The 12,222-nt window shown below is 67.5% G+C and carries 10 protein-coding genes; 2 read left to right on the top strand and 8 right to left on the bottom strand.

Going from position 1 to position 12,222, the window contains the following annotated elements; all coding sequences use genetic code 11:
- Positions 1-39 precede the first annotated feature (39 nt).
- The gene (locus tag M3C25_RS12335; protein ID WP_102161962.1) at positions 40-1,506 is read right to left on the bottom strand and encodes an aldehyde dehydrogenase family protein; all 1,467 of its coding nucleotides are present in this window, start codon (positions 1,504-1,506) and stop codon (positions 40-42) included.
- 105 nt (positions 1,507-1,611) lie between these two features.
- Positions 1,612-2,508, bottom strand: coding sequence for a 3-hydroxyisobutyrate dehydrogenase (gene mmsB / locus M3C25_RS12330; protein WP_259857009.1), 897 nt, complete (start codon positions 2,506-2,508; stop codon positions 1,612-1,614).
- A gap of 111 nt (positions 2,509-2,619) precedes the next feature.
- Between mmsB and M3C25_RS12325 the strand changes: the two genes are divergently transcribed.
- The gene (locus tag M3C25_RS12325; RefSeq protein ID WP_259857002.1) at positions 2,620-3,288 is read left to right on the top strand and encodes a uracil-DNA glycosylase; all 669 of its coding nucleotides are present in this window, start codon (positions 2,620-2,622) and stop codon (positions 3,286-3,288) included.
- 23 nt (positions 3,289-3,311) lie between these two features.
- On the opposite strand, the gene M3C25_RS12320 is transcribed toward M3C25_RS12325, so the two are convergent.
- Together M3C25_RS12320 and M3C25_RS12315 are read right to left on the bottom strand one after the other, a co-directional pair.
- Positions 3,312-5,378 (bottom strand): threonine/serine exporter family protein, encoded by a 2,067-nt coding sequence (locus M3C25_RS12320; protein ID WP_259857000.1) that lies wholly within the window; start codon positions 5,376-5,378, stop codon positions 3,312-3,314.
- A 93-nt stretch (positions 5,379-5,471) separates the two neighbouring features.
- Positions 5,472-6,746, bottom strand: coding sequence for an amidohydrolase (locus M3C25_RS12315; protein ID WP_259856998.1), 1,275 nt, complete (start codon positions 6,744-6,746; stop codon positions 5,472-5,474).
- Between the two features lie 330 nt (positions 6,747-7,076).
- Here M3C25_RS12315 and M3C25_RS12310 point away from each other — a divergent pair, with 330 nt between their 5' ends.
- The gene (locus tag M3C25_RS12310) at positions 7,077-8,117 is read left to right on the top strand and encodes a ketopantoate reductase family protein (protein WP_259856997.1); all 1,041 of its coding nucleotides are present in this window, start codon (positions 7,077-7,079) and stop codon (positions 8,115-8,117) included.
- Between the two features lie 47 nt (positions 8,118-8,164).
- On the opposite strand, the gene M3C25_RS12305 is transcribed toward M3C25_RS12310, so the two are convergent.
- From M3C25_RS12305 to M3C25_RS12290, 4 genes are all read right to left on the bottom strand, one after another.
- Positions 8,165-9,670, bottom strand: coding sequence for an NCS2 family permease (locus M3C25_RS12305; RefSeq protein ID WP_259797131.1), 1,506 nt, complete (start codon positions 9,668-9,670; stop codon positions 8,165-8,167).
- Between the two features lie 282 nt (positions 9,671-9,952).
- Positions 9,953-10,294, bottom strand: a complete 342-nt coding sequence (locus tag M3C25_RS12300) for a helix-turn-helix domain-containing protein (protein WP_259856990.1) — start codon at positions 10,292-10,294, stop codon at positions 9,953-9,955.
- On the bottom strand, positions 10,260-10,613 hold the full coding sequence (locus M3C25_RS12295; protein ID WP_259856986.1) for a type II toxin-antitoxin system RelE/ParE family toxin: 354 nt from the start codon (positions 10,611-10,613) through the stop codon (positions 10,260-10,262). The genes M3C25_RS12300 and M3C25_RS12295 overlap by 35 nt, the downstream gene beginning before the upstream one ends.
- Positions 10,614-10,871: 258 nt before the next feature.
- On the bottom strand, positions 10,872-11,999 hold the full coding sequence (locus M3C25_RS12290) for an SPFH domain-containing protein (protein WP_102161970.1): 1,128 nt from the start codon (positions 11,997-11,999) through the stop codon (positions 10,872-10,874).
- Between the last annotated feature and the right edge of the window lie 223 nt (positions 12,000-12,222).

The following is a 12,222-nucleotide window of genomic DNA, read 5'->3' as shown; positions in this document are numbered from 1 at the left end:
GGACCCGCGGGCGGGTCAGCCGCGGGTCTGCTGGGCGGGTCAGCTGATCTTGACGTTGACCTGCTTGATCTGGGTGAAGCCTTCGAGCATGCCCTCCAGGGAGAGCTCACGGCCGATGCCGGAGGTCTTGAAGCCGCCGTAGGCCTGGCCGACGACCTGCGGGCCGCCCTGGTTGACCTGCACCCAGCCGGACTGGATCCGGTCGGCCATCCGCAGTCCGCGGCCGAGGTCGCCGGTGAAGACGTAGGCGGCCAGGCCGTAGTCGGAGTCGTTGGCCATCTCGACGACCTCGTCTTCGGTGGAGAACCGGATGACAGACAGGACGGGTCCGAAGATCTCCTCCTGGGAGGTCTTCCAGTCGTTCTTCGCCTGCGCGAAGATCACCGGGGCGTGGTAGAAGCCCGGTTCGCCGACCTCGAGGCTGTCATGGCCGTCGTAGGCGACCTCGACGCCGTCTTCGGCCTTGCCGTGGTCGATGTACTCCTGGACGAGGTCGTACTGCTTCTGGTTGATGACGCAGCCGATGTCGGAGGCCTCATCGCGCGGGTCGCCGACCTTGAGTCCCTTGACCTTCTCGACGAGCTTGCTGAGGAAGTCATCGTAGATGTCGGCGTGCAGGAACAGGCGCGAACCCATCGTGCACGACTGGCCCTGGCGAGCGAAACGGGTGGCGAGCAGCACCTGATCGAGTGCGGCTTCGAGGTCCGCATCCGGGAAGATGATGTTCGGGCTCTTGCCGCCGAGCTCCATCGAGGAGTGCGCCAGGCGGCTGGCAGCCGCCTCGGCGACGTGGCGGCCAACCGAGGTCGAGCCGGTGAAGGAGACCTTGTCGACATCCGGGTGCTGGACGAGGGCCTCGCCGATGACCGAGCCCTTGCCGGTGACGACGTTGAGGACGCCGTCGGGCAGGAACTCCGAGCAGATCTCGGCCATCTTCAGGATCGTCAGCGGTGCGTCCTCAGCGCACTTGAGCACGATCGTGTTGCCGGCGGCCAGTGCGGCCGGGGTCTTGAAGCCGGCGATCATGAGCGGCGAGTTCCACGGCAAGATGCCGGCGACCACGCCGAGCGGCACGCGCTTCGTGTAGTTGAGCTGCTGCTCACCGGCGGGAAGCGTATTGCCCTTGACCTCGCCGGCGACACCACCGAAGTAGCGGAAGATTTCCGAGAGCATCGTCGCCTCGGGACGGGCCTGAGTGCGCTTGGCGTTGCCGGTGTCGAGCGCGGTGAGCTCGGCGAGCTCGTCGATGTTGGCCTCCAGGGCATCAGCGCACTTCGTCAGCATCTTCTGACGCTCCTTGAAGTGCAGGCCCGACCAGGCCGGGAAGGCTGCGCGAGCAGCCTTGACGGCGCGGTCGGCGTCCTCGGCCTTGCCGTTGGGCACGTGGGCGATGACGACGTTGCGGTCGATGGGGGTGATGACATCGGCGCGCGACCCGTCGAGGGCGTCGACCCATTCGCCGCCGATGAGCATGTGCCAGTCAGTGGGCTGCGGGAAATCTGACATCGTGTGGTCCTTTCACAACAGGGGCCCTCAGTGTGAGGGGCGGGAGTTCAAAGCGGTGTGCACGCTGCGGCAGCATCCAGCTCAGGCATCGAAGGAGCCTCAACCTCAGGCATCGAAGGAGCCGTCAACCAGTTTCTTGACAATCGAGCAGTCCTTGCCGCCGGATCCGGCATCCGAGACCTGCTGGAGCATGCCCTTGACGATCGTGCCGAGTGTCAGGTCGGTGTCGGTGTCCTCACCTGCGGCGAGCGCCAGGTTGATGTCCTTGAGCGCCAGGTCGGCGGTGAAGGTCGGGGCGAAGTCGTCGTTGGCCGGAGAGGTCTCGACGACGCCGGGGTACGGGTACCAGGTGCGCAGCGGCCACGAGTCACCGGAGGAGACCTTCGCGATCGAGTAGAACACCGAGTGGTCGAGTCCGAGGCGGTCGGCGAGCACCGCGGCCTCGGAGGTGGAGACCATGTTGATGAAGAGCATGAGGTTGTTGCAGATCTTCGCCGCCTGCCCGGTCGTCGGAGCACCGGTGGCGATGACGTTGCCGGCCATCGGCTCGATGAACGTGCGCGCCTTCTCGACTGCCGCCTCTTCGCCGCCGACCATGAACGCCAGGGTGCCCTTCTCGGCACCGGCGATGCCGCCGGAGACCGGCGCGTCGACGAACTCGAAGCCCGCTTCCTTGGCCTGGTCGTGCAGCTGCTGGCAGCTGGCGACGTCGATCGTCGAGGAGTCGATGAGCAGGGTGCCGGGTGCGGCCGTGGCGAAGATGCCCTCGTCGCCGCCGTAGGCTGCCAGCGAGTGCTCGCCCTTGGGCAGCATCGTGAACACGACCTCGGCGCCTTCAAGCGCCTCGGCAGCCGAAGCACACGTGGTGACCCCCGCCTCGGCGGCGGCGTGCATGGCCGGTTCGGAGAGGTCGAAGCCGCGCACAGCGTGCCCGGCTCTCAGGAGGTTCTTCGTCATCGGCAGGCCCATGTGGCCCAGCCCGATCCATGCGATCGTCGACATTGGAGTCCTTTCGGATCGATGCGGTTGTACGCGCTGTGTTGAGCATAGCGCTCGTCTGTGTTGCCGGTCACGCCGGGGTCTGCGGAGGTCGCTGCTGGCTACGATGGCGGTATGAGTCTTGAGAAGATCATGGCCCCGGACTGGGCTGAGGCGATGGCCCCGGTGGCTGGGCAGATCACCGCGATGGGCGACTTCCTGCGCGCTGAGCTGGCTGCTGGCCGGCAGTATCTGCCGGCCGGTGACGATGTGTTCCGCGCCTTCCGCGAACCGCTGTCCGGGGTGCGGGTGCTCATCGTCGGTCAGGATCCGTATCCCACGCCCGGGCATCCGATGGGGCTGTCCTTCGCTGTCGCCCCGGACGTCCGCCCGCTGCCGCGTTCGCTGACGAACATCTTCAAAGAGCTTCAGGCCGATCTCGGTGCCCCGGTCCCGAGCAGCGGGGACTTACGCCCCTGGCAGGAGCAGGGGGTCATGCTGCTCAACCGGGTGCTGACGGTCGCTCCCGGTTCCCCGGCCTCGCACCGCAACAAGGGCTGGGAGGCGGTCACCGATCGGGCGATCGAGGTGCTCACCGCCGGCGGCGGGCCGCTCGTGGCGATCCTGTGGGGCCGGGACGCGCAATCCCTGGCACCGCGGCTGGGCGATGTGCCGATCGTCGCGTCCCCGCACCCGTCGCCGCTGAGCGCTTCGCGCGGGTTCTTCGGCTCGAGGCCGTTCAGCCGGGCGAATGCGCTGCTGGCTGAGCGCGGCGGCGAGCCGATCGACTGGCAGCTGCCCTAAGCAGCCGGGAGGCGCCGGCTGCTTCAGCTGGAGACCTGCCCCGTGCCCGAGGTCGACGTCGGGTGGGCGCCGGCGGTCGCGTCGGCGACGGCATCGGACTTCTCACGACGGTCCTTGACTCGCTGGTGGATCGGGCGAGCGAGGAAGTCACCAAAGACCGCGCCCACAGCGATCGCGGCGTTGGCCGTCACGGCGGTGAACAGCGAGGACAAGCCCATCGACAGTGGGATCGCGTCCTGCGGCTGGACGATCTGGTAGGCAGCCGAGAAGATCGACAGGCCCTGCAGCAGCGGGAAGATGCCCGGCAGCAGCAGCACGATCGGCGGCGCACCGCGGTGCAGCGCCACCGGCCGGACGATGAGCCCGACGACGGTGGCGGCGATGAAGCAGGTGACGACATTGCCCAGACCCAGCAGCGTGCAGCCGACGTAGATGACGAAGCCGACGCCGCCGATGAGACCGGCGATGAGGATCTGACGCTTGGCGGCCTGCATGCCGATCGCCCCGCACATGCCGACAAGGATCGCGGCGATGAGCGAGATGATGGTGGTCAGCGCCTCGACTCCGCCGGAGGTGACGATCACCTCGATGGGTGAGAGCCCGATCGCCCGACCGACCATGATGCCCAGGGCGATGCCGGAGACGATGCCGGCCAGCGTGGTGCCGACGGTGACGGCCTTGGCCGAGGCAGTGAGCGGGAAGTTCGTCAGCGAGTCCTGCACCGCGGCGATGAGGCCGGCAGTCGGCAGCAGCAGCACAATGCCGGCGGCCACGAGGTACTGCGGAGCAGCGATGAACCCGAATGTCCAGGCCGCCATTGCCAGCACGGTCGCAAACGTCGATTGGCCCATCGCGGTGAAGAACGGGGGCACGTCGAAGCGGGCGAGCAGCGCACCGAAGCGGTCGATGATGATCGCCATGCCGAAGCCGATGACCGCTGAGACTGCCGAGCCGCCGAGCAGCAGCACGAAGCAGGTCACGAGCATGCCCCAGGCCAGGGCGACGAACCAGCCGGCAAACGGCCGGCGCTGCTGGCGGATCGCGTCGATCCGCTCGCTGGCTTCGAGGTATTCGACCTTGCCGTCGACGATGTCGGTCACGAGCTTGTGGACGGAGGCGAGCTTCGAGTAGTGGATCGACTCCTCGCGGCTGACGCGCATGACGTTGAGCAGCCGGCCCTCAGGGTCGGAGTAGTGCACATTGAGCGAGTTCGAGGTCAGGTCGACTTCGACGGTCGGCAGGCCGAGCGCGGTGCAGGTGGCGATGACGGAGACCTCGACGTCGGCAGTCGGGGCGCCGGCGCGCAGCATGATCCAGCCGATGTCGACGGCCAGCTCCATGATCTTGCGGGCTTCCTCCTCGCCCTTCGCCTGGCTCTGCACCGGCGCCTGATACGGGGTGCCCTTAAGGGTGGCGACGATCGGGATCGGATCGGTCGCCGGCATCGAATCGCCGGTGATCTGCCCGACGGCCTTGCGGGCGAGCCGTTCGGCCATCCGCTTCGACGAGGAGCCGGCGGCGTTGGTCTTCTCGACGATGCCGCGGGAGCTGCCGTTGCGGCGGAACCGCTGGGTGGAGGACGACCGACCCGTGCCGTAGCTGCCGTCGGCGCCGCGGGCGACCGGCGGGGTGAGCGCCTCGGACGGGTCGACCGGGTCCTGCTCCAGGCGTGAGGTCGCCGGAGTCGTGGCCGTTCCCGAGGCGGTGGCCGGGCTGGCAGCAGATGCCGAGCCGGCACGCCTGCCGTTCCTGCCGCGCGGAGCGCGGGTCTTGAGCTGTTTGTGCCCGCGCCGCCGGGCGGTCTGGGCCTTCTCCGTGGCCTCGGCGACGGTCTCTTGCGGGATCCCGCCGGTGGTGCGCAGTGCGGCGCCGGCGGTCGATCCGGTGTACTCGTTGGTGTTCAGCGGCTGGCTGGCATCCGCGCCGAGATCGCTCGTTCCGGTCTGCCGTTCGGCTCCGGCTCGCCGCGCGGCTTCGCTCTCGTGGGAGTTGTGGCGTGCGCCATCGCCTGCCGCGGCACGTGATCCGTTGCTGCGGATGCGCGGGCGCAGCAGGCGCCGGCGCGGTGGGCGATCGCTGTCTTCTGCCACTGGTCCTTCTTGTCCGTCACACTGTGTCTGATCTCGGTTCTACCTGATGGATCTGATGCTCACGTGAACTGCCGCTGGACGAACGGTCGGTGCTCACGGCTCGTGGATCCGGGTGGGGCCGAACGGGTCGGCCACGAATGCCTCACCGCTGGCGAAATCGTGCGTGTACACGTGCCGGCCGGACACGTAGACGCTGGTGACACGCGCATCGAAGTCGAGCGGATGGGCGCTCCACTGCACGATATCAGCGTCGCGGCCCACCGCTAAGGATCCGACACGGTCATCGAGACCGAGGATCGCCGCCGGGTGGATCGTCATCGCCTGCAGCGCAACCTCCGGGTCGAGTCCCTCGCGCACGGCGAACCGGGCCTGGTCGACGAAGAAGAAGATCGGCACCACCGGGTGGTCGGTCGTGAGCGCGAACCGCACCCCGGCCTTGGCATACGCTGCCGGGGTCGCCAGTGTGCGGTGGCGCAGCTCGACCTTCGACCGGGAGGTCATGAGCGGGCCGACGATGACGTCGAGGCCCTTCTCTGCGATGTAGTCGGCGATGAGGTGGCCTTCGGTGCCGTGGTTGATGATGAGCCGGTAGCCGAACTCCTCGGCCAGCCGGATCGCGGTGGCGATGTCGTCGGCGCGGTGGCAGTGCTGATCCCACACGAGGTCACCGGTCAGCACATCGGCCAGCGTCTCCAGGCCCAGGTCCCGATCGAAGGGGACCCCCACCTCGGCGGCGGCCGCCCGGTTGGCGATGTAGTTGCGTGCCTTGACGAAGGCCTCGCGCTGGACCTTCGCGACCCCGAGGCGGGTGGCCGGGGTCTGCTTGCGCTCGCCGTAGATGCGCTTGGGATTCTCGCCCATCGCCGACTTGACCGAGATGTCCTGGCTGATGAGCATCTCGTCGACGACCCGCCCCCAGGTCTTGAGTGCCGCGGTCCGCCCGCCGATCGGGTTGCCGGAGCCGGGCTTGACGACGGCGGTGGTGACGCCGCCGCGCAGCGCGTCCTTGAAGCCGACGTCAGCGGGGTTGATCGCGTCGAGGGCGCGCAGGGCCGAACCGTCGGGGTCGGTCATCTCGTTGACGTCGTTGCTCTCGCCGCCCTCACCGTCCTCGTGGACGCCCATGTGGGCGTGGCTTTCGACGAAGCCGGGGGCGATGACCGTGCCCGAGGCGTCGATGACCTCGGCACCGGCGGGCACCTCGACCTCGGCGTCGGGGCCGATGGCGGTGATGGTGCCCTCGTCGAGGACGATCGTGCCGGAGGCGATCTCAGGTGTCGGGTTGCCCTCAGCGTCGGCGATCGGCAGCAGCCGGGCTCCGGTCAGGGCGACGGTGCGGCGCGGCGGAACGGCGACGGGCTGATACATGGGGCTCCTTCACGGCTGTGCGGGCGGTGCGGCGGTGGTGCTGCAGTGGCGCTGGTTCAGCAGTGGCGCTGGTTCAGCAGGCCTCTCTCCAGCCTAACGGGAACGGCTGGAGCGCACCGGTGACCTAGGCACCGGCGGTCGAGGCGAAAGTTTGTAGAGCTATTCATATTTTCAGAGCCTCCACATATGAACAGCTCCACAAACTCTTCCCTCGAAGCATCCGCCGGCGAAAGTTAGAAAAGTCATTCATGGAATCCGGGACCGGAACCATGAATCTCTTTTCTAACTTTCCCCTCAACCCCGTGTCGCCGGCCTTGGTAGCGTGGACGCATGAACAGGTACGTCATCATCGGGGCCGGCGCGATCGGCGGCACCCTCGCAGCGGCCGGCAGCGACGCCGGCCTGTCCATCACCGTCATCGCCCGCGGCGAGCACGCCGACGCCATCGCCGCCGGCGGCCTTGCGATGCGCACCCCGTCGGGCACCATCACCGCCCGCCCCGAGCTCGCCCGCTCCCCTGAAGAGGTCGAGCTGCGCACCGGTGACGTGCTCGTGCTGGCGACGAAGACGAACCAGGCGCTCACCGCCCTGCCGCAGTGGGCCGATCGCCCGGTCACCGGCGCCTCGGGCACGGTCATCGGCACCGCCGGTGAGCTGCTGCCGATCGTCCTGCTGCTCAACGGCACCGAGGCCGCCCGGCAGGCACCCCGGCACTTCCGCACCGTGGTCGCCGCGACCGTGTGGATGCCGGCACTGTTCCTCTCCCCCGGCGAGGTCATCACGCGCATGCAGCCGGATCACGGCGCCTATTTCGCCGGTCCCGTCACGGCCGATCCCGAGGCGGTGGCCACCGCCCGGCAGTTCGTGACCGATGCGGGCACGGCCGGGTTCGCCGCCGAGGCGCTCGGCAGTGCCGATGAGCTGTGGCCGCATATCTGGGGCAAGCTTCTGACGAATCTGGCCAATGGGCTCGACTCGATCCTCGGGCCCGGGATCGAATACGGCGAGCTCAACGATGCGCTCAAGGCCGAGGCGAAGGCCGTCTACGCCGCAGCCCGGATCGACCACGTCGGCTCGAGTCCGAAGGCCTTCGACATCGAGGACCGGATCCAGATCGGCGAAGTCGACGGTGTCGAGGAGTTCGCCTCGTCGTCCTGGCAGTCGCTGGCCCGCGGCACCGGTTCGATCGAGACGGACTACCTGGGCGGGGAGATCGTGCGCATCGGCAACACACTCGGGGTGCCGGTGGGCAAGAACGCCTTCGTCATGCGGTGGTGCCGAGCGCTGGCGGCCGGCGACGACCTCGCCGGCCAGATCCCGGCCGACCCGCAGGAGCGGCTGGCAGTGCTCAGGCGCGTGATCCTCGACTGACCGGCCGGCGCAACTCGCGCCGCCACCGCGACTGCCGCCGGCCGACCTCAGCTGCCGAGGGCGTTCTGGATCGGCCCGGAGACGAAGTAGACGACGAACAGCGCCGCGGTGACGAACATGAGCGGGTGGACCTCGCGGGCCTTGCCGCGCAGCACCTTGATGACGACGTAGCTGATGAAGCCGGCGCCGATGCCGTTGGTGATCGAGTACGAGAACGGCATGAGGACGACGGTCATGAATGCCGGGATCGCGATCTCGACGTCGGCCCAGTCGATGCGCAGCACCTGCTGCATCATGAGGAAGCCGACGAGCACGAGCGTCGGGGCGGCCGCCTCGGTCGGGATGACGGCGGCCAGCGGCGCGGCGACGATGGTGAGCAGGAACATGAGGCCTGCCATGACGTTGGCCAGGCCGGTGCGCGCGCCCTCGCCGACGCCGACGGTCGACTCGATGAACCCGGAGTTCGACGACATCGAGCCCAGTCCGCCGCCGATCGCACCGAAGGCGTCAGCGACCATGACCCGCTTGGAGTTGGGGATCTCGCCGTCGGCGTCGACGATGTCGCCTTCCTTCGAGATCGCGACCATGGTGCCGAGCAGGTCGAAGAAGTTCGCCAGCAGGAGTGTGAACACCGCCAGTGAGGCGGCGACGATGCCGATGTGCTGCCAGGAGCCGAGCAGGTTGAAGCTGCCGAGCAGCGACAGGTCGGGCAGACTCAGCCATTCCTGGTTGAGCGTCGGGACGGTCAGACCCCAGCCGTAGGGGTTGGCGATCTCGCCGTCGGCGCCGGTCTTCGGGCCGATGCCGACGATCGCCTCGACGATGAGGGCGAGCGCAGTCGCCCCGAGGATCGAGTAGAGGATCGCCCCGCGCACGCGGGCTGACCACATGACGAACAGGCCCAGCAGCGCGATGAGGAAGATGAGGACCGGCCACCCGAAGAGGAATCCGCCGGTGCCCAGCTCGAGAGCCGCGCCCTCGCCCTTGGAGAGGAAGCCTGCGTTCATCATGCCGATGAGCGCGATGAACAGGCCGATGCCCACGCTGATGGCGGTCTTGAGCTGGCCGGGTACGGCGTTGAAGATCGCCGCGCGGAAGCCGGTGAGCACAAGGATGAGGAGGATGACGCCTTCGATGACGACCAGGCCCATCGCATCAGCCCAGGTCATGCCCGGCAGCACGACGATGCCGTAGGTGAGGAAGGCTGACAGCCCCAGCGAGGAGGACACGGCCATCGGGAAGTTGCCGACGACGCCCATGAGGATCGTGAGAATACCCGAGACGAGCGAGGTCGCCGCGGCCACGGCCGGCAGGTTCGGTTCGGTGCCGCCGCCGAGGAAGTGGCCGGTGGAGTCCATCGAGGCGCCGATGATGAGCGGGTTGAGCACGACGATGTAGCTCATCGCGAAGAAGGTCGCGAAGCCGCCGCGGATCTCGCAGCCGATCGTCGAGCCGCGCTCGGTGATGTGGAAGAAGCGGTCGAGGGTGCCGCCGGTTCCGAAGAATCCGCCTGCCGCGCCCGAGGCGGTGGTGTCCTGGTGCTGTGTGCTCACGGGGGTGCCGCGTGCCTTTCGTCTCAGATGGTGGGGTGTGTCCGACTGCCACGAGGGCGCACCTCGGCGCGGACGATGTCCAAGTGTACGCCTCGGTAGGACGAAACGGCACAAGCGGGCGACTCTGCCGTGCACAGCGGCGCAGATCTGACCCACAAGCCTGACGTCACGGCGTTCAGAGGGTGAGGCTCAGCTCGGCACCGGGTGACACCGTCGTTGGTCCGGCGCAACGACGCTCGAGTCCGAATAGTCACCACGTTCTGGGGATACCCCAACTCTCAGTTACGCCACCTGAACTCGCTGATCGCCGATGACGTATTCGACTGCCAGACTCCCGCCTACCGCTTCGAGGTAGCGGCGGACCGTTCCGACCTTCGCGCGGTCCAAATCACCGGATTCGATCTTTGACACCTGCCGCTGACCAACGCCGATGCGCTCGGCAAGCTGAGCCTGTGTCAGTCCGGCCTGCTCACGAAGCTCACGCAACCGGTAGGCACGGACTTCGGCGAGCATGCGGGCTTTGTGCGCCTCGACCGCCGCCCGATCCACGGGATGCTTCGCCTTCAGCTCTTCATAACTCAATGCCACTTCAATCACTCCCCCGCAATCGTCGTACGTGCTCATCGAATAGATCGTCGGCCACCGGGATATTCACCTTGTACCAGCGAGCCCAGTTCCTGGCTTTGTCACCAACAACGAGCATGATCACCCGCCTCTCCGGATCAAAGGCGAAAAGCACCCGCAACTCCGAACGGCCCGACGAACCAGGCCTCAGCTCCTTCATATTCCGATGCCGCGATGCAGTCACTGTGTCAACGAGCGGCCGGCCGAGCTGCGGACCGGCTGCTTGCAGCACTTCGATTGCTGCGAACAGCTGAGCACGTGAATCTTCGTCCAACGAAGCTACCCATGGCTCAATCAACTCAGCGTCGATGCTCCACACCTCAATTTTAGACCATGGAAGCTCTACTCACAATAGCGCGAACGAAATCGATTACGCGCACACGCCAAGAGTCCCGAGCTTCACTCGGTCTCGCGCACCGGCGGCGCTTCACCGGAGGATTACCGAGCACGTTCTGCCGGCATCCACGGCAACGCCCGCAAAAAGGCGATCATCAGCGCGACCCCTGAATCCACTCACGCCCCGCCTGGCGGCTGCCAGTCGGGGCGTGCTGTGGTGCGTGGAGCGTGAGCCTCAGCCTCACATGCCGGGCATGAAGTCCGGCGGCTCAGGGAAGTCGCGGCGCTGCTGCTGGCGAGCCTGGTCGGCGGCCCGGCGCGCCTGCTGCTGGGCGGACTGCTCGCGAGCGCGGCGGGCACGGTCGGCCTCTTCGCGCTCACGGCGCTGGGCCTCAAGGCGCTCCTGGCGGGAGTCGCTGTCGGAGTCGGAGATCGCCCGCTCGGACTCATGCGAGGTCAGCAGCGCATTGCGGATCTCGGTCGTGAGGTCGCCGAGCGCACCGGGGTTGCTCGGCAGCATGAGCACATTCGAGCGGCCGTTGCGGGCGACATCCTGCATCGTGTCGAAGTACTGGGTCATGAGCAGCAGCTGCTCGGCGGTCGATTCGATGCCGGCGCGGCGCAGCATCTCGTACTGCTCGGCGATACCGGTGGCGATCGCCTTGCGCTGTCCGGCGACACCCTCACCCTGCAGGCGCTTGGACTCGGCCTCGGCCTCGGCCTGGGTGACGCGCTTGATCTTGTCGGCCTCGGCGAGAGCCTGGGCGGCCACGCGGTCGCGCTGGGCGGCGTTGATCGAGTTCATCGAATCGCGCACCCGCTGATCCGGGGAGATGTCGGTGACCAGCGTGTTGACGATACGGAAGCCGTAGCCGGCCATCTGCGCCGACAGCCGGTGCTCGACACTGGTGGCGATGTCGTCCTTGGACTCGAACGCCGAGTCCAGAGTCAGAGTCGACAGGGCCGATCGGACGGTGTCGAAGACGTAGGAGCGGATCTGCTCTTCGGGATTGGCCAGCCGGTAGTAGGCGTCGACGACCTTGTCCTCGCTCACGAGGTACTGCACGGCCACCGGCACCATGACGAAGACGTTGTCCTTCGTCTTCGTCTCGATGTTGACCTCCAGCTGCTGGACGCGTAGCGAGATCGGCTTGGTCGTCGTCTCGATGAACGGGACCTTGGTGTTGAGGCCGGGCTTGGCGACCTTCTTGAATTTGCCGAAGCGCTCGACGATGACGTTCTCCTGCGTGTGCACGGTGAAGAAGATGCTCGAGCGCAAGCCGCCGAACAGCAGGGCTGCCACGACGATGAGGATGACGATGACAACGCCGAGGGCGACGAGGATCCCGATGATCGCGCCGATGTCCATAAGTGCTCCAGTCCTAGTGGGTTGGGTGCGTGAGAGGTGTGGCTCCCAGCCTATCGCCGGCGCCCACAGGTTGAGACGACGATCGTGTAACAGTTCCCGCACATCGGTGCCGGCTCCAGCACCATCTCCCGCTGCCATCCCCTCCCCCCACGCCCGAGGCGGGCGCGCGGGGGGCCCCCCCCCCCCCCCCCGGGGGGGCCCCCCACCCCCCCGCCCCTGTGGA

Origin of the sequence: Brevibacterium luteolum (genome assembly GCF_025147615.1) — a bacterium.
Taxonomy (GTDB): Bacteria; Actinomycetota; Actinomycetes; order Actinomycetales; family Brevibacteriaceae; genus Brevibacterium; species Brevibacterium luteolum.
This window is presented reverse-complemented; position numbering and strand designations above follow the sequence as displayed.

Bases quoted from the DNA above. Each gene is read 5' to 3' on its own strand.
- M3C25_RS12315 (WP_259856998.1), bottom strand. From the start codon at position 6,746: ATGTATCAGCCCGTCGCCGTTCCGCCGCGCCGCACCGTCGCCCTGACC.
- M3C25_RS12335 (WP_102161962.1), bottom strand. From the start codon at position 1,506: ATGTCAGATTTCCCGCAGCCCACTGACTGGCACATGCTCATCGGCGGC.
- M3C25_RS12290 (WP_102161970.1), bottom strand. From the start codon at position 11,999: ATGGACATCGGCGCGATCATCGGGATCCTCGTCGCCCTCGGCGTTGTC.
- M3C25_RS12325 (WP_259857002.1), top strand. From the start codon at position 2,620: ATGAGTCTTGAGAAGATCATGGCCCCGGACTGGGCTGAGGCGATGGCC.
- M3C25_RS12300 (WP_259856990.1), bottom strand. From the start codon at position 10,294: ATGAGCACGTACGACGATTGCGGGGGAGTGATTGAAGTGGCATTGAGT.
- M3C25_RS12310 (WP_259856997.1), top strand. From the start codon at position 7,077: ATGAACAGGTACGTCATCATCGGGGCCGGCGCGATCGGCGGCACCCTC.
- mmsB (WP_259857009.1), bottom strand. From the start codon at position 2,508: ATGTCGACGATCGCATGGATCGGGCTGGGCCACATGGGCCTGCCGATG.